Source organism: Pseudofrankia coriaricola, assembly GCF_032027725.1.
In the GTDB taxonomy this organism is placed as follows: domain Bacteria; phylum Actinomycetota; class Actinomycetes; order Frankiales; family Frankiaceae; genus Pseudofrankia.
The window spans coordinates 67,089-83,431 of the sequence record NZ_JASNFO010000082.1; the positions used below are offsets into that span (position 1 = coordinate 67,089).

At 72.7% G+C, this 16,343-nt stretch carries 16 protein-coding genes; 7 read left to right on the forward strand and 9 right to left on the reverse strand.

The genetic code is table 11. The features are described from left to right. Nucleotides 1–6: 6 nt before the first annotated feature. Complete coding sequence (locus QOZ89_RS35265; RefSeq protein ID WP_071052904.1) at nucleotides 7–1,017, reverse strand: lysylphosphatidylglycerol synthase transmembrane domain-containing protein; 1,011 nt, start codon at nucleotides 1,015–1,017, stop codon at nucleotides 7–9. On the opposite strand from QOZ89_RS35265, the gene QOZ89_RS35270 reads away from it, so the two are divergent. After that, complete coding sequence (locus QOZ89_RS35270; protein WP_198543541.1) at nucleotides 1,004–1,180, forward strand: hypothetical protein; 177 nt, start codon at nucleotides 1,004–1,006, stop codon at nucleotides 1,178–1,180. The two genes, QOZ89_RS35265 and QOZ89_RS35270, sit on opposite strands and share 14 nt — an antisense overlap. Before the next feature lie 440 nt (nucleotides 1,181–1,620). On the opposite strand, the gene dxs is transcribed toward QOZ89_RS35270, so the two are convergent. The 3 genes from dxs to QOZ89_RS35285 all read right to left on the reverse strand — a co-directional run bounded on the left by dxs (nucleotide 1,621) and on the right by QOZ89_RS35285 (nucleotide 7,783). Further along, a complete protein-coding gene (gene dxs, locus QOZ89_RS35275) occupies nucleotides 1,621–3,627 on the reverse strand; it encodes a 1-deoxy-D-xylulose-5-phosphate synthase (RefSeq protein WP_071052934.1) in 2,007 nt (668 codons plus the stop codon). Between the two features lie 470 nt (nucleotides 3,628–4,097). Next, on the reverse strand, nucleotides 4,098–5,693 hold the full coding sequence (locus tag QOZ89_RS35280) for a class I SAM-dependent RNA methyltransferase (protein ID WP_397428900.1): 1,596 nt from the start codon (nucleotides 5,691–5,693) through the stop codon (nucleotides 4,098–4,100). After that, nucleotides 5,693–7,783: an APC family permease gene (locus QOZ89_RS35285; protein WP_312628190.1), complete on the reverse strand. Its 2,091-nt coding sequence runs from the start codon at nucleotides 7,781–7,783 to the stop codon at nucleotides 5,693–5,695. The genes QOZ89_RS35280 and QOZ89_RS35285 overlap by 1 nt, the downstream gene beginning before the upstream one ends. 345 nt (nucleotides 7,784–8,128) lie before the next feature. Here QOZ89_RS35285 and QOZ89_RS35290 point away from each other — a divergent pair, with 345 nt between their 5' ends. Next, nucleotides 8,129–8,794, forward strand: a complete 666-nt coding sequence (locus QOZ89_RS35290; protein ID WP_071052906.1) for a potassium channel family protein — start codon at nucleotides 8,129–8,131, stop codon at nucleotides 8,792–8,794. Nucleotides 8,795–8,799: 5 nt separating this feature from the next. Then, nucleotides 8,800–9,486: a potassium channel family protein gene (locus QOZ89_RS35295; RefSeq protein ID WP_071052907.1), complete on the forward strand. Its 687-nt coding sequence runs from the start codon at nucleotides 8,800–8,802 to the stop codon at nucleotides 9,484–9,486. Between the two features lie 303 nt (nucleotides 9,487–9,789). On the opposite strand, the gene QOZ89_RS35300 is transcribed toward QOZ89_RS35295, so the two are convergent. The 4 genes from QOZ89_RS35300 to QOZ89_RS35315 all read right to left on the reverse strand — a co-directional run bounded on the left by QOZ89_RS35300 (nucleotide 9,790) and on the right by QOZ89_RS35315 (nucleotide 12,061). Further along, nucleotides 9,790–10,659 (reverse strand): DUF3159 domain-containing protein, encoded by an 870-nt coding sequence (locus tag QOZ89_RS35300; protein ID WP_312628169.1) that lies wholly within the window; start codon nucleotides 10,657–10,659, stop codon nucleotides 9,790–9,792. 142 nt (nucleotides 10,660–10,801) lie between these two features. Continuing rightward, nucleotides 10,802–11,182: an OB-fold nucleic acid binding domain-containing protein gene (locus QOZ89_RS35305; protein WP_071052908.1), complete on the reverse strand. Its 381-nt coding sequence runs from the start codon at nucleotides 11,180–11,182 to the stop codon at nucleotides 10,802–10,804. A gap of 298 nt (nucleotides 11,183–11,480) precedes the next feature. Continuing rightward, complete coding sequence (locus tag QOZ89_RS35310) at nucleotides 11,481–11,789, reverse strand: DUF4235 domain-containing protein (RefSeq protein ID WP_312628173.1); 309 nt, start codon at nucleotides 11,787–11,789, stop codon at nucleotides 11,481–11,483. Between the two features lie 128 nt (nucleotides 11,790–11,917). Beyond that, nucleotides 11,918–12,061, reverse strand: a complete 144-nt coding sequence (locus QOZ89_RS35315; protein WP_157910604.1) for a hypothetical protein — start codon at nucleotides 12,059–12,061, stop codon at nucleotides 11,918–11,920. Here QOZ89_RS35315 and dut point away from each other — a divergent pair. The 3 genes from dut to QOZ89_RS35330 all read left to right on the forward strand — a co-directional run bounded on the left by dut (nucleotide 12,060) and on the right by QOZ89_RS35330 (nucleotide 14,390). Continuing rightward, a complete protein-coding gene (gene dut / locus QOZ89_RS35320) occupies nucleotides 12,060–12,713 on the forward strand; it encodes a dUTP diphosphatase (protein ID WP_312628175.1) in 654 nt (217 codons plus the stop codon). The two genes, QOZ89_RS35315 and dut, sit on opposite strands and share 2 nt — an antisense overlap. Before the next feature lie 146 nt (nucleotides 12,714–12,859). Continuing rightward, a complete protein-coding gene (locus QOZ89_RS35325) occupies nucleotides 12,860–13,588 on the forward strand; it encodes a DUF3710 domain-containing protein (RefSeq protein WP_071052909.1) in 729 nt (242 codons plus the stop codon). Between the two features lie 283 nt (nucleotides 13,589–13,871). Next, nucleotides 13,872–14,390, forward strand: a complete 519-nt coding sequence (locus tag QOZ89_RS35330; RefSeq protein WP_312628178.1) for a gamma carbonic anhydrase family protein — start codon at nucleotides 13,872–13,874, stop codon at nucleotides 14,388–14,390. 389 nt (nucleotides 14,391–14,779) lie between these two features. Here QOZ89_RS35330 and QOZ89_RS35335 read toward each other — a convergent pair whose 3' ends face one another. After that, nucleotides 14,780–15,850: an IS630 family transposase gene (locus tag QOZ89_RS35335; RefSeq protein ID WP_241841751.1), complete on the reverse strand. Its 1,071-nt coding sequence runs from the start codon at nucleotides 15,848–15,850 to the stop codon at nucleotides 14,780–14,782. Nucleotides 15,851–15,954: 104 nt separating this feature from the next. Here QOZ89_RS35335 and QOZ89_RS35340 point away from each other — a divergent pair, with 104 nt between their 5' ends. Next, a complete protein-coding gene (locus QOZ89_RS35340; RefSeq protein ID WP_071049086.1) occupies nucleotides 15,955–16,302 on the forward strand; it encodes a hypothetical protein in 348 nt (115 codons plus the stop codon). The last annotated feature ends 41 nt before the right edge of the window (nucleotides 16,303–16,343 follow it).

Consider the following 16,343-nt stretch of genomic DNA (forward strand, 5'->3'; position numbering starts at 1 on the left):
GGGACGTCAGCGACGGGCGGTGACGCCTCCGGGCGGCAGCGCATCGGTCGTCGTCGAAACGTCGCCGGTGTCGGCGTCGGCCTCGGCGCCGGTCGGAAGGGCGGCTCCGCGCGGGCGCAGGGCGACGCCGACGCCGGCCCAGACGAGGTCGGCGACGGTGGCCAGCAGCCGCGACACCAGCGTGAGCACCAGTGCGGGCTCCCTGGCGAGCGCCGGGGACAGGGCCAGGACCAGCACCGCCTCGCGAACTCCGAGGCCGGCGGGCAGCACCAGCACGAGGAAGCCGGCCGTCCAGGCCAGCGCGTAGCCGCCGACGGCGAGGGCGAGCAGCCGCGGCCCGCCGACACTCGCGCCGAGGTCACGGGCGAGCAGGAACGTCGCGACGCCGTAGCAGCCGAAGCTGACCAGCAGCCAGCCGGCGCCGACGAGCACCGTCCGTCCCGGGACCGGCTCGGTCATCGCCGGGCGGCGCAGCAGCCGGAAGGCGACCGCCAGCAGCCTGCGCAGCACCGGCGGCCACAGCAGCAGCATGAACGCCAACGCGGCGGCGAACGCCCACCAGTAGCTCGTGAGCGCGTCCCGGGAGACGAACGGCAGCGTCACGGCGGCGGCGAGCCCGCCGCACGGCACGGCGAGCGCCAGCACGATCAGGCTCGCCGCCGCCGAGCGCGGCCGAGCCACCCCGTAGTCGCGCGACAGCTCCATCTGCGCGAGCACCGGCCACACGCTGCCCGGGATGTACTTGCCGACCTGGCCGACGAAGAAGATCCGTGTCGCCGCCCGCAGCGGCAGCCGCGCGCCCAGCCCCGCGAGCACCGCCCGCCAGGACAGCACCGTCAGCCCGACGGCGAGGACCGTCGCCACGGCCGAGCCGACCACCCCGACGACGCTCAGCTCCCGGATCGACGCGCTGACGTCGTGCCACCCCTTGACCAGCGCGACCACGAGCAGCCCGACGGCCATCAGCAGCGCCCCGCGCACCAGCAAGGCGCGCGGCCCGCCCTTGCGCCCCGGCATCGCGGGCGTCCCCGACGCCGGCGGCGTCCCCGGCACGGCCGGCATCCCCGGCACGGCCGAGGCCTCCGGCGCGCCGGTGATCGGCGGCCCGGGCGGATTCGGCTCCGACGTCGACTCGTCCGCCGCGGCGGACGACCGTGTCGACGGCTGGCCTCCGGCCTGAGCGCGACCCGCGCGATGCCGCCCGGTCATCGCCGCCTGGTTCGGCGCGGTGTCAGCATGCACCCGTCCAGACTAGGGGCGCGCCGATGACGCGCCGCGACGCCCCGTCCGCACCGATCGGCATACATCACGCCGGATCATCGGCCGCCCCCTGCCACATCGACCGACCCGATCGCGGCCCTGGCATGCCGATCGGCGCCAGACCTCCCAATTTGCCGGATTTGTTCATACCCGGTTCGCGATCAGTCGGAGATGCCGCGCCGCCGCCGGGCATTGATCGCCAGCCTGGTATGCGATTCGGTCTGGGCCAGGTTCGGTCCGCCATTCGCCGGCGGGGCCAGGTCGGACGGCCCGGAAGCCGAAACCGCCGGCCAGGCGGGTGCCTGGCCGGCGGTTGAGAGCGGTGAGCCGTGGCCGTGCTTCTCGGCCGTGGCCGACGAGCTACTCGGTGGAGCGGCGCTGCCGCGGCGAGGCCTTGGCCGCCTTCGCCGTGGCCTGCTCAGGCATCACCGGCTCGCCGGACGGAGTCGTCTCGGCCGACGTGCCTGGCTCGCCGGCGAGTGCCGGCTGGCGGCGGGCGACCGCCTCGACGACCTTGCGGGCGAGGTCCTGCGGAGCGAGGCCGACCTCGGCGAGCACCTCGTCGCGCTTGCCCTGGTCGAGGAACCGCTGGGCGATGCCGAAGTCGCGCAGCGGAATGTCGACGTCGGCGTCACGCAGGGCCTGCGCGATGGCCGAGCCGACACCGCCGACGCGGCCGTTGTCCTCGACGGTGACGACCAGATCGTGGTCGCGGGCCAGCTCGACGATCTCGGCCGGCACCGGCTTGACCCAGCGCGGGTCGACGACGGTGATCCCGATGCCCTGGCTCGCCACCCGGCGGGCGACCTCCATGCAGGTCGGCGCCATCGCACCGACCGACACGAGCAGCACCTCGCGGTGCCGGGCGACAGCCGGCTCGCGGAACAGCACGTCCACGCCGCCGACGGTGTCGATCGCCGGCACGTCGGCCGAGACGCTCCCCTTCGGGAAGCGGATGACGTTCGGCTTCTCGGTCTCGGCGACCGCCTCGCGCAGCAGGGTGCGCAGCGTCGCCTCATCCCGCGGCGCGGCGATCTCCAGGTCGGGCACGACCTGCATGATCGACATGTCCCACATGCCGTTGTGCGACGGGCCGTCCTCACCGGTGACGCCAGCGCGGTCGAGCACGAAGGTGACCGGCTGGCGGTGCAGGGCCACGTCCATCAGGACCTGGTCGAACGCCCGGTTGAGGAAGGTCGCGTAGATGCAGACGACCGGCTTGAGGCCGCCCATCGCGAGGCCCGCGGCCGAGGTGGTCGCGTGCTGCTCGGCGATGCCGACGTCGAACACCCGGTCAGGGAACGCCTTGGAGAAGGCGTGCAGGCCGACGGGCTGGAGCATCGCGGCGGTCATCGTGACCACGTCCGGCCGCTCCGAGCCGATCCGGACGATCTCCTCGGAGAAGACGCTCGTCCAGGACAGGCCCTTCTTCGCCGCCGTCGACTTCCCGGTCTTGGGGTCGATGACACCGACCGAGTGGAACTGGTCGGCCTCGTCCTGCTCGGCGGCCGGGTAGCCGAAGCCCTTGCGGGTGACGGCGTGCACGATCACCGGGCGGTTGTAGTCCTTGGCGCGGCGCAGTGCCTGCTCCATCGCGGCGGAGTCGTGGCCGTCGACCGGGCCGACGTACTTCAGGCCCAGGTCCTCGAACATGCCCTGCGGCTGGACGACGTCCTTGATGCCCCGCTTGATGCCGTGCAGCGCGTCGAACAGCGGGGCGCCGACCAGCGGGGTGCGACCGAGGACCTGCTTGACGACGTCGAGGACCTGCTCGTACTCGGGAGCCAGCCGCAGCGCGGCCAGGTGGTCGGCGAGACCGCCGATCGTCGGCGCGTAGGAGCGGCCGTTGTCGTTCACGACGATGACGACCTTGCGGTCGCCGGCGGCGATGTTGTTGATCGCCTCCCAGCACATGCCGCCGGTGAGCGCGCCGTCGCCGACGACGGCGACGGCGTGGCGGTCCTCGCCCCGCAGGGCATAGGCCCGCGAGAGGCCGTCGGCGTACGAGAGCGCGGTGGAGGCGTGCGAGTTCTCGATGATGTCGTGATCGGACTCGGCCTGGCTGGGGTAGCCGGACATCCCGCCGCGCTGGCGCAGCTTCTCGAATCCGTCGGCACGGCCGGTGAGCAGCTTGTGCACATAGGACTGATGACCGGTATCCCAGAGGATCCGGTCAAAGGGCGAGTCGAATACCCGATGAATCGCCAACGTCAGTTCGACTGCGCCCAAGTTCGGTCCGAGGTGGCCGCCGGTGCGCGCGACCGCGTGGATCAGGAAATCACGGATCTCCGCGGCCAGTGCGGGCAGCTCCTCGGGGCTGAGGCGTTTGACGTCCTGTGGGCTGTTGATCGTCGACAGCAGCGACACGGCGTGCACTCCCTCCCCCGACTGGGGTTCGGTCCCGGGGTCCGGGAAAGCCTAGCCTGGCCGGATGTCGGCCAAGGGACCGGCACCCGACATGTGAGATCGCCACGGCCGCGGGTGAATTCGCGCGTTTTGGCGGTAGAATCCACTCTCCGCCGTGGCAACACTCTGTTGTAGCGACAACGTGTCCCGGCACCAGTACTCTGCTGAACCTACCGCCGTTCGGCCGCCACGCCATGTCGGTCATCCGACTACCCGCCGGCGCGGATCTGGCCTGGTCCGGGCTGCCAGCGTGTCCTGGGGAACGCACCATCCCGGGGCGGCGGTACAGCCGCCGGAACGGCCGGCATGGCCACCGATACCTCACCGTCACAATGCCGATACCGCATCCAAGCAATCCAGTACACGGACTATCGACACGGGATGTCGACGCGACAGCGTTCCGTCACACGAGAGGCATGGCCGAGGCGGCGCTACGGCGCGGGGACCAGGCAGGCCACGCACTCGATGTGCGCGGTCATCGGGAAGAGGTCGAAGGCGCGCACGCCGTCGACCCGGTAGCCGGCAGCCGCGGCGGCGGCGAGGTCGCGCCCGAGCGCGACCGGGTCACAGGCCACGTAGGCGACCGCCCGGGGCCGCAGCGCCAGCAGCGCGGTCAGCACGTCCGTGCCGGCGCCGGTCCGCGGCGGGTCCAGCACCGCCACGTCGACGCGCCCCCCGCCCTGGGCGCCCCTTGCGGGCTGGGTGCCGCCGACGCAGTGGCGTACAGTCGCCGCCGTCACCCGCACCGGCCGGACCGACACCCACGGCAGGTCGGCGAGGCTGCGGGTCGCCGAGGCGACCGCGGCGGCGTCGGACTCCATCGCGATCACCTCGCCGTCCGGGCCGACCGCCTCGGCGAGGAAGGCCGCGAACAGGCCCGCGCCCGCGTACAGGTCGAGGGCCCGCTCCCCCGGCCGCGGCTCGAGGGCGGCGAGCACCGCGCCGACGAGCGTGCGCGCCGCCGCCGGGTGGATCTGCCAGAACGCGGACGCGTCCACCCGGAACTCCCGGCCCAGCACTCGCTCGACCAGCCCGCCGCCGTGAGCCGCTCGGCCGACGTCGCGGGACGTGCCACCGGTCGGGCGAACAGCCACCCGCCCGGAGCTCACGCTCGCCGCGACCTCGACCGCCTCCGCCCCCGGAAAGCGCCGCCCGGCGACGGCATCCACGACCAGCGGATGCGCGATCCGGCAGTCGGGCGTGGCCACGACCTGGTGCGATCGGTGCATCCGCAGCCCCACCTCGCCGTCCGCGGTCACGGCGAAACGCATCCGGGAGCGCCAGCCGAGCCCTTCGCCGGCTGGCAGAGCCACCGTGAGGTCTCCCCCGCGGGCCCGCCGGCCCACCTGCCGCGCCGGGCCGGGCGCGCCCATGTCATCCGCCTCGTCATCCAGGGCGGGCAGCGCCTCGACCGCGACGGCGAGTCCCGGCGCGCCTTTCGTGTCACCCGTCTCGCCGCCGGAGGCCACGTGGGCGGCCAGGCCCCCCTGGTGGCGCAACGCCTCGACGACCACCTCGGCCTTCAGCCGCCGCTGGGCGGCGGGTGAGGCGTGCTGCCAGTCGCAGCCACCGCAGCCTCCCTGGCCATGGCGAGGGTGGCCACGTTCGTCCCGTACCGCTCCCGGGGCCTCCGGCCTGGGTGGCCCCGCGTGCGGGCAGGGCGCCTCCACCCGGTCGGGCGACGGCTCGACGATCTCGATGGCGTCGGCGCGCCAGTACCGGTCGTGGGAACGGTCGGTGACGCGGGCGCGCACCCGCTCACCGGGCAGCGCGTGCCGGACGAACACCACCCTGCCGCCGGACCGCGCCACACACAACCCGCCGTGGGCCACCGGACCCACGTCCAGGTCGATCAGTTCGCCGCCCGCGTGGTCCTCGTCGCCCTCGTAGTCCTCGTCGGCCCACCGCGCACCCGCGCGGTGGTCGCCGCCAGGACCGGCCTGGTCGGGCCTGGCCGGTCCATGGCCCGAGGAGGCGCGAGAATGTCCCTCCTCGGGCCGCCGGCGGCCCCGCGTCCCCGGCGGCACTAGCCCTCCGGCCCGTCGGCCCGGCTGGACAACGCGGTCGAGCCTGGCGAAGGCGCCGTCGCGGCCGACGGTGCCTTCGCGCCAACGGCGGCGACGGCGCCGGGGCCGCGCGGCCCGGCCTGGCCGCGCCGGACGGCGCCGGCGGCCTCCCCGTCCATGCGGCGCTGCGCGTTCGACGACGACTCCAGCTGCCAGGGCACGCTCGTCACCATCACCCCGGGCTGGAACAGCAGCCTCGCCTTGAGCCGCAGCGCGCTCTGGTTGTGCAGCAGGTGCTCCCACCAGTGGCCGACGACGTACTCCGGGACGAACACCGCGACGACGTCGCGCGGGCTGTCCTTGCGGATGTCCGCGACGTACTTGAGCACCGGCCCGGTGATCTCCCGGTAGGGCGACGCGAGTGTCACCAGGTCGATGGTGATGCCGCGCTCGTACCATTCCTGGGTGAGCCGCTCGGCGTCGGCCGGGTCGACGGCGGCGGTCACCGCGACCAGGCTGTGCGGCCTGGTCGCCTTGGCGTAGGCGAGCGCCCGCAGCGTCGGCGCGTGGATCTTGCTGACCAGGACGACGCCGTGCACCCGGGACGGCAGCGTCGGCGGGCCGGGCGGCGGGGTGAGCTCCGTGGCGATCCGGTCGTAGTGCTTGCGCACCGCCCGCATCGCCACGAAGATCACTGGCATCGCGATGACGACGATGTACGCGCCGTGGGTGAACTTCGTCGCCAGTACGAGTACGAGTACGAGGCCCGTCATGCAGGCCCCGAAGAAGTTGATCGTCTGGGAGCGGCGGACCTTGCGCCGCCCGCCCGGCGTCGTCGCGAGCACCGAGCTGCCGCGCAGCACCCGCTGCCAGTGGCGCACCATGCCGGTCTGGCTCAGGGTGAACGAGACGAACACGCCGACGATGTAGAGCTGGATCAGCCGGGTGGTCTCGGCCTTGAACACGATCACCAGCAGGGTGGCGAAGCCGGCCAGCAGCAGGATCCCGTTGGAGTAGGCGAGCCGGTCGCCGCGGGTGTGCAGCTGGCGCGGCAGGTAGCCGTCGCGGGCGAGGATCGAGCCGAGCACCGGGAAGCCGTTGAACGCAGTGTTCGCGGCCAGGATCAGGATCAGCGCCGTCACCGCGGCGATGTAGACGAACCCGATCGAGCCGCCGCCGAACACGGCCGCCGCGACCTGGGCGATCACCGTCGGCTGCTCGCCGTGCGCGCCGATGAGGTTCTTCGTGTCCTCGGCGACGTGCACCTTGCTGGCCATCGCGAGCACGGTGACGCCGATGAACATCAGCGCGGCGATCAGGCCCATCGCCAGCAGCGTCGTCGCCGCGTTCTTGCTCTTGGGCGGGCGGAACGCCGGCACACCGTTGCTGATCGCCTCGACGCCGGTCAGCGCCGTGCAGCCCGAGGAGAACGCTCGCAGCGCGAGGAACGCGAGCGCCAGCCCGGAGTAGTGGCTGGTCGCGGCGACCTGGTAGTCGGCGCTCTCCGCTCGCGGAGTGTGCCCGAAGGCCATCTTCACGAAGCCGATTACGATCATGACGAAGATGCCGAGGATGAACCCGTAGGTCGGGATCGAGAACGCGGTGCCCGACTCGCGCACGCCGCGCAGGTTCATCATCGTCAGCACGACGATGAGCACCACCGCGATCAGCACCTTGTGCTGGGCCAGGCTGGTGGCCGCGCTCGTCAGGTTCGCCACCCCGGCGGAGACCGACACGGCGACGGTCAGCACGTAGTCGACCAGCAGGGCGCTGGCGACCGTGAGCCCCGCCGGCCCGCCGATGTTCTCCGTCGCGACCTCGTAGTCGCCGCCGCCGCTCGGGTAGGCGTGCACGGTCTGGCGGTAGGACGCGACGACGGTCAGCATGAGCGCGACGACGACGAGCGCGATCCACGGCGTGAAGTGGTAGAACGCCAGCCCGCCGAGCGAGAGCACCAGCAGGATCTCCTCGGTCGCGTACGACACCGAGGACAGCGCGTCACTGGCGAACACGGGCAGCGCGACCCGCTTCGGCAGCAACGTCTCACCGAGCCGGTCACTTCCGAGAGGGCGGCCGACCCAGACGCGCTTCAGCCGGTCCGTGAGCGCCACGCGCAGGATGCTACCGAGCAACCCCGTCGACCTGTTCGGCATGGCGCATATCGCAAAGGTCCGGCCAGAGTGCCGGGCCGGGCGCGGACCACGCGGGATCCCCGGCGCGGACCGTCGCGGTGATCGGCCCATGCCGGGAAACCCCAGCACGCCAGCACGCGTGCACCCCGCGCCGCCGCCGCCACCGGGCGGCCGGCGCTCCTGGGCGGCCGCCCGGCATGTGACCCGCGGCATAGCCCGCGGAGCGCGGCGAACGGGCGCCGCGGGCGCGACAGGTACGCGTCGCCCGCGTGACGGCGCCGGTCCGTCGACCCAGGGCATCGGGCACCGCTACGCTCTCGCCCCATGCACGTCGTGATCCTCGGCTGCGGCCGGGTCGGCTCGGCGCTGGCGATCGAGCTCGAACGTTTCGGGCACGGTGTCGCCGTCATCGACCAGGACCCCAGTGCCTTCCACCGACTGCCGCCGTCGTTCACCGGTAGCAAGGTCACCGGTGTCGGGTTCGACAGGGACACCCTGATCGAGGCCGGCATCGAGAAGGCCGAGGCGTTCGCCTCGGTGTCCAGCGGCGACAACTCGAACATCATCTCCGCCCGGGTGGCGCGGGAGATGTTCGGCGTCCAACGGGTCGTCGCCCGGATCTACGACCCCCGCCGGGCCGAGGTCTACGAGCGGCTCGGCATCCCGACGGTGGCCACCGTGCGCTGGACGCGCGACCAGATGCTCGCCCGGCTGCTGCCCGAGGCGGTCACCCCGGAGTGGACCCACCCGTCCGGCGCCGCCCTGATGACCCAGCTGACCCCCGCGAAGAGCTGGGCGGGCCGGCCGGTCAAGGAGATCGAGCAGGCGGCCGGCATCCGGGTCGCCTGCCTGACCCGGTACGGCGAGGGCATCATCCCGGACGGGCGCACGATGGTGCAGGACGGCGACATCCTGCACGCCGCCGTGGCCCGCAAGCGCGTCACCGAGGCCGAGGCGGCCGTGCGCGCCAACCCACCCAAGGGGGTCTGAGGGTCATGACGCGTCAGGTGGTGACGATCGCCGGCGCAGGCAAGGTCGGCCGGTCGATCGCGAGCGAACTCCTCGACAACGGCACCGAGGTGCTACTCATCGAGCGGGACGGCGCCAAGATCCGTCCGGAGTCGCTCCCGAAGGCGCGCTGGCTGCAGGCGGACGCGTGCGAGTTGTCGTCGCTGGAGTCGGCCGGGCTGGAGAACTGCGCGGTCGTGGTCGCGGCGACGGGTGACGACAAGGTCAACCTGGTCGTCTCGCTGCTGGCCAAGACCGAGTTCGGCGTGCCCCGGGTGGTGGCCCGGGTGAACCACCCCAAGAACGAGTGGCTGTTCACGGACAGCTGGGGCGTCGACGTGGCGGTGTCGGCCCCGCGGATGCTGACCGCGCTCGTCGAGGAGGCGGTCAGCGTCGGCGACCTGGTCCGGCTGATGAAGTTCCGCCAGTCCGATGCGTCGCTGGTCGAGCTCACCCTGCCGGCGGACTCGCCGGTCGCCGGCCAGTCGGTCGGCGACATCTCGCTGCCGCGCGACTGCGCGCTGGTCGTCATCCTGCGCGGCGGCCAGGCCGTCGTCCCGTCTCCGGACAGCACGCTGGAGCCCGGTGACGAGGTGCTCGCCGTCGCCGTCACCACCGACGCGGAGGCCGAGCTCGCCGCCCTCTTCGGCGCGACCCCGCCGTCCATCTCATAGGGCGGTCCCGTGCCGGACGCTCCGCGCCCAGCACCGGGCGCCGCATTCGGGCGCTGAGGCCCGACCTCCCAGATCGCTGACCTCCCAGCAGACCTTCCAGCAGACCTCCCAGATCGCTTCGCGATCCGGCAGGGACCCCGGCTTCGCGATCCGGCAGGGACCCTGTCGCCGATCCGGCAGGGACCCCGGGCGCCAGCGCTGATGCGCCGTCACCACCGTTGGCTGGGTTGCGCGCATGGCTCGCCAGAACGACGTCACAGCCGCTGTGTGTTTGCGGTGACCGGAGCCCGGCGGCCGGTCCTGCTAGTCGTCGTACGGCTCCCTGACGGCGGCCCTGGCCGCGAATGGGTCGACGTTGTCGGCCACCGGGTCCACCGCGTCGGCTGGGCCCTCCTCGGCGGCGTCCGGTGGCTCGAAGCGGGAGGCCGGGGCGAGCTTGCGCACGATCGCCAGCGTCGCGAGCACGGCCAGGCCGAACAGCGGCAGCCCAAGGGCGAGGTTCGCGGCCGCGAGCCATCCGTCCCGGTCGGCGAGGTAGAGCACACCCTGCACCGCGAACCGCAGGAAATACACGACGATCCAGACGCCGGTGGCCCAGTTCGCCGCCCGCAGGGTGTCGCGGTGGTTGCGCCAGTCGGCGTACCGCTGGTCCAGGCCGGCCATCACATAGCCGGCGAGCGGCCGGCGGACGGCGAGTGAGGCCACCCCGACGACGACGGCGCCCGCGTTACGCAGGATGGAGACCAGGAAGTAGTCCTTGCCGCGGCCGGTCCTGGACGCTATGTAGCCCGCCACACCGACGGCGAGCAGCCCGGAGAACGCCTGCTGCTTCGGCTCGCCGCGGACCATGCGCAGAATGAAGATCGCGACGCCGACGACCACGGCGCCGATGATCCCCGAGGCCAGCCCGGCGGCGCTGTTGAGGGCGACGAACGCGATCGTCGGCAGCGAGCTGTCGACGATCCCGCGGGGCCCGCCGATCGCCTCGCTGAACGAGACCTTGAACTCGGCGCTCGCCGTGCCCCGGCCATCGGCCGGGTCCTGGCCGTCCGTCCGCGGGCGCTGGCTCTCCCGGTGAGCGGCCACGTCGAGCGGGATCACGTCGAACGGGGCGTCCTCGCCCGGCGGCGGGACGTCGGGCGCGTTGTTCCCTCGAGGGGACAGTCCTGGCATCGGGTAGGTCGGCTCACTCTCCTGGGGACGGTCGGCTCCCGCAAGAGTAACCGTCCCGGCGTGCGTCCCCGCCGACGGCGAGGCCGGCACCAGGTGTGGCGGTGGCGCCTCGATGACTGCTCAGCGGCTGCTCAGCGGCTGCTCAGTGGCTGGCTGCCGGGAGCAGCTCGTAACGAGGGTTGAAGATCGTCGTCCGCCGGTCGTCCCGGCTGATCCGGCCGGTCGCCTTCAACGACCGGCCGGCGTCCAGACCGGGAATCTGGCGACGACCCAGGAACACGAGCGTCACGCAGCCACTGCCGTCGTACACCTCGACCTCGAGGCTCGGCGCACCGGACCGCGTGCGCACGGTGACTGACCGGACGGTGCCGGCCACGCAGGCGGCCTCATGGTCCTGGCAGCCCCCGATCGGGACCGCACCCTCGGCGCGGGCCGCCCGCTGCAGGTCTTCCGCCTCGAGCTCGTCGTCGTCGGCCGTCAGCCGGTGCACCACCTTGCCCCACCAGCCGCCTCGTTCAGCCACGACTCCTCCGATCTGACCCACCGATGTCAGGCCGCGCTTCTCGCCGAGTCCGTGGACATCGGCTTGAAACACCCCTGAAAGGCAGTGTGCCCCGGCAAAGGGGGTCGGGCCGTAGGTTTTGTGACCTCGATCTCCGTCCTCTCGCTGACGGTCGCCCGATTGACGCCCCGACAGCGTCGGGAGGCGCCAACCGCCACCGGCGGAACCGCCCCGGCGAACAGGGACCGGGGGCGGGCCCGCAGCGCGCGCCGGCCCATGTTCCAGGCCGGCGCCGTGGCCCTGTCTCAGTCGGTCGACCTCAATCGGTCGACGCGACCGGCTCCTTGCTCTCCATGCCCGGCGGCAGCCCGCCGGTCACGCGTGTCCAGCCGGTGGCGACGACCCGCTCGGCCGCGAGCCGGCCGAGCGCGACGGCGACCGCCGACAGCAGCGCGAAGAACATCGCCTCCCGCCAGGTCGTGTCCGGGTGTGCCAGGTTCTTGGGCGGCTCGCCGCCGCGTACCTTCCGGTAGACGGCGTTGACGCTCTTGGTGGCCGCCGTGCCGCCCGCCACGGTGGCCGCTCCCCCGACGATCTTCCAGCCGACCTTGGATACCGGTCCCGCCACCGTGCACCTCTCCGTGTTCTCGACGCTCGTGTGTGCGGCGCCGGTCGTTCGTGCCCTGTCCGCGCGGATGTCGTCTCCGCGTCCCACCGTCGGTGTGGCGCCGTCCGCGCACGCCGCCGTTGCCCTACCTACCCACCCAGTGATGGTGTGCGCAGCCAGTATCGTCCCTGGCCGGCGGGTCCCGCCGGCCGCGCCACCAGCGGCTGGCGCGCGCATGTCGGCACCCGCCCGTTGACCAGGCCGATCAGGCCGATCAGAAGGAGAGCCGCCATGACCGCCCTCGATCCGACGGCAGCCGAGGCCGCGACCAGCGACGCCGTGGCCGACGATGCCGTGGCCGCGGGCCTACCGGCCGCCCCCGCGGGCCGACCGGCCCTCCCCGCGGGCTTGCCGCCCCGCGTCGCGGCGCCCCTGCCGGGACCTGGGACCGAGGCAGGGCGCGCGTCGGTGGAGGTGCTGGCGCGCAGGCTTGACCCGGAGCTGCCGCTGCCCTGGTACGCCCAGCCCCTGGACGCCGGCGCGGACCTGGTCACGGCGCAGGACGTCACACTGGCCCCCGGTGAGCGCGCGATCGTCGGAACCGGGCTCGCCATCGCGCTGCCGGCTGGGTATGCAGCCTTTGTGCACCCGCGCAGCGGGCTGGCCGCGCGGCATGGGCTCTCCGTGGTCAATGCACCCGGTACCGTCGATGCCGGCTACCGTGGGGAGATCAAAGTGATCCTCATCAACACGGACAGGACCGAGCCGATCCGGTTGTCCCGCGGCGACCGGATCGCCCAGCTCGTCGTGCAGCGCGTGGAGCACGCGGTCTTCCGCGAGGTCGACGAGCTGCCGGCCTCGGGGCGCGGCGACGGCGGCTTCGGCTCGACGGGCGTCCCCGGGGGCGGCCTCGGCCGCGCCGGGGTCCCCAGAGATCCGCGCTAGCGGATCCCTGGGGGAGGAGCACCAGGGCCGACGACACGAAGATTCGTCAACCGGCCCGGGGACCGCCCGGGGCGGGACCCATTCGGGGTGATCGCTCGTTGAGCCGAGCGGGACTGGCTCGGTGAGAAGGCAGGAGAGGGAAGGCCATGGCATTCGGGCGCCGTCGCAGGCAGGAGGCCGACGAGGCCGATTTCATCGACGAGGAGCCGGAGCCCGAGGAGCACGCCGGCGCGGTCGACAACCCGCGGGGACCCTACGACGTCGACGACGCCCCGCGTGATGACATCCACCGCCTCGACGTCGGGGCCCTGCGGGTGCCCGCGCTGGAGGGTGCGCAGATCCAGTTCCAGGTCGAGGAGACGTCGGGCCGGCCGATGAGCGTGGTCGTCGCCGACGGCCACAGCGCCATGGAGCTGGCCGTCTTCGCCGCCCCGAAGACCCGGGGCCTGTGGGATGACGTCCGTGCCGAGATCATCGAGCAGCTGCAGGCGAACGGCGGCTCGCCGCACACGGTCGACGGCCGCTACGGCCGCGAGCTGGAGCTCGCGCTGCCGACACCGGTGCCCGGCCAGCTGGTCCCCGGCCGGATGATCGGGATCGACGGGCCGCGCTGGTTCGTGCGCGCCGTGATGACCGGCCCCGGCGCGCTCGACCCGTCCCGGGCGCCGCTGCTGGAGGAGACGCTGCGCCAGCTGGTGGTCGTCCGCGGCGACGACGCGATGCCGGTCCGCGACCCCCTGCCGCTCAAGCTGCCCAAGGAGGTCGCCGACCACGTCGAGGGTCTGGGCGACGACGACGACGGTACCGGCACCGACGCGACCTCCGGCCGCCCGCAGATGCCCACACCCGGCGCCCGCATCGCCGAGCTCCGTTGACCTGACCGGCGAGCTCACCGGTGAGTTCCTGGCAGCCCGGGAAGGGGCTCCCTGAGTGGTACGCACCGCTGTCCAGCCGTCGGCGACCCTTCCGCCGGCGGCGCTTCACGCCCTGCTGGGCGGCGGAAAGCGTCGCGCGTCATTTTCAGGGGCGTCCGAAAACGGGTAGGCGCCAAGATGGCTGGGGACGCCGGACGTGGCGGTCCGCTGTCACACCCACTGTCACATTCGTGCCGGGCACGCGAACGCGCGGCCGCGGGCGCTCATGTCCTCGGAGGCAGAGTTGGCCATCTACGCGCTCGGGGACCAGGTTCCCGACATCGACCCTTCGGCGTACGTCCATCCGGACGCGACCGTTATCGGGTCAGTGACGATCGGCCCTGAGTCATCGATCTGGCCGCGGGCGGTGCTGCGAGGCGACACCGGTAAGATCATTATCGGCGCCCGCACGTCGATCCAGGACGGCACGGTCGTGCACACCACCGCCCTGCACAGCACGGTCGTCGGCGACGACTGCGTGGTCGGCCACGTCGCCCACCTGGAGGGCTGCACCGTCGAGAACGGGGCACTCATCGGCTCCGGCTCGATCGTGCTGCACAACGCCCGAGTGGGCTCCGGCGCGATCGTCGGCGCCAACGCGGTCGTCAGCAACAACGGCATTGTCCCGCCTGGCGCGATGGCTCTCGGCGTCCCCGCCAAGATCCGCGAAGGTGCCGCCAGCGCCGCGGGCATCGCCATCGCCGCCGAGCACTACGTGGAGAACGGCAAGCGCTTCCGCGAGGAGCTGCGCCGCCTCGACTGAGACATCCCGTGCCGGACGCTCCGCGCCCGCACCCGGGCGCCGCCCGGGGTCCCTGCCGGATCGACGGAGCTTGCGGAGTCGATCTGGGAGGTCCGCGGGCGCTGAGCCTGACCTCCCAGATCGCTTACCTCCCAGATCACGACCTCCCAGATCGGCTTCGCCGATCCGGCAGGGACCCCGTCCGCCGATCCGGCGGGGACCCTGTCGCCGATCCGGCAGGGACCCTGCTCCCAGCCTGGTTCCGGGCCCCTGGCACATGGCGGTGGTAGAGCCTGGTCTGGGTCGGCGAGGTGGCCGAGTCGACACAGCGCTGATGCGCCGTCACGAACTGTGGCTGGGCTGTGTAGACAAGTCACTAGTGCTGCCCCGCGTAAGTCTTGCTGGGGTTGTCAGGCGGCTTTGAGGGGTTCGCCGGTGTAGGTCCAGCGGTAGGGCTTGGCGGTGCGGTCGTGGACCTCGATGAAGTGGAGGATCTTGTTGGCGAGGTTGTCGCGGGAGGTGAAGTCGCCGCGCCGCAGGAGCTGGCGGGTGAGGGTCGAGAAGAAGATCTCGACCATGTTCAGCCAGCTGGCGTGTTTCGGGGTGTAGGTCACGACGAACCGGGGGTGGGCCGCGAGCCACCGCCGGGTCGCGTGCGCGGTGTGGCTCGACCCGTTGTCCATCACCAGGTAGATCTTCAGTGTCGGGTCGATCGCCTCGTCGAGCCTGGTCAGGAACCAGGTGAAGTTCGCCGAGTTGTTCTTCCCGGGGATGATCTCACCGAGGACCTCGCCGGTGGCGACGTCCATCGCCGCGACCAGCGACACGGTGCCGTGCCGGACGTACTCGAACTCGCGCCTGGCGGGGGAGCCGGGGCGGATCGGGCGGGTCGGGTGGCGCCGCGAGCGGGCGTGGATCGCGGTCTTCTCGTCGACGCTGATCACGACCCCGTCCGCGGGCGGGTGCAGGTAGAGGTCGCAGACCGCGGCGGCGCGGTCGGCGAAGTCCGGGACGGCGGGCCGGTTGAGCCAGCCCCGGACCCGGTGCGGCTTGAGGTCGAGATCGGCCAGGACCCGGCCGATCTGCGCCGGTGACATCCCGACCGTGGGGGCGAGATGCTCGGCGAGCAGCCGGTGCGACCACTGCGACGCCGCCTGTGGGGCGGTCTCGGTGACGGCGGCCAGCACCGCGAGCCGGGCGTCCGGGCCGTAGCGGCGCGGCCGGCCGGGGCGGGGCCGGTCGACGAGCGCGGCCTCGCCGTCGGTGGCGAACCGGGCGCACAGCCGGCGGACCGTGTCCGCGTGCACGCCGTGGCGGCGGCCGAGCGCGACCGGCCCCCACCGGCCGTCGGCCGCGTCCAGCAGGATCCGGGCCCGTCTGACCTGGTCGAACGGGGCACTCACCGTCCCGGCGAGCTTCTTGAACCGTTGACGCTGCGCGGCGCCGAGGACCACCCTCGGACCGCCGGACCAGCTGCCCACCTGAGCACCCACCGCATCCTGGAAGGGACAGTTCCAGGACGACAGGGAAGAACCGGGCAGACCCGCGCGCGGGTCCGACACGCCAAGGCGGGCAGGATAGGGACGTGGCGAAGATCCCCGAGATGGCCCGGGTAGTGCTGGAACACCGGCTGCGCACCCAGCACACCGCCCGCTGGCCCCAGCTGCGCGACCTGACCATCCGCTACCGCGGCGACTTCGCCTACCTCGACGCCGTCTTCGCCGACGAGGCGGACGACGCGGCCCCCTACCCGCTGTGCCGGCTGCGCTACACCGGCCAGCCCGACCAGTGGGGCTTCGCGATCTACCTCGACAGCCGCGGCGCCTACGAGGACTCCTACCTGCCGAGTGGCGAGTCCGTCGGCACGCCCGAACAGGCCCTCAACTGCGCCTGCGGGCTTTACGCCGGCGACCCCACCGCCTGGATCGGCTGATCACCAGCCAGGCCAGCAAGATTTACGCGGAGCTGCACTAG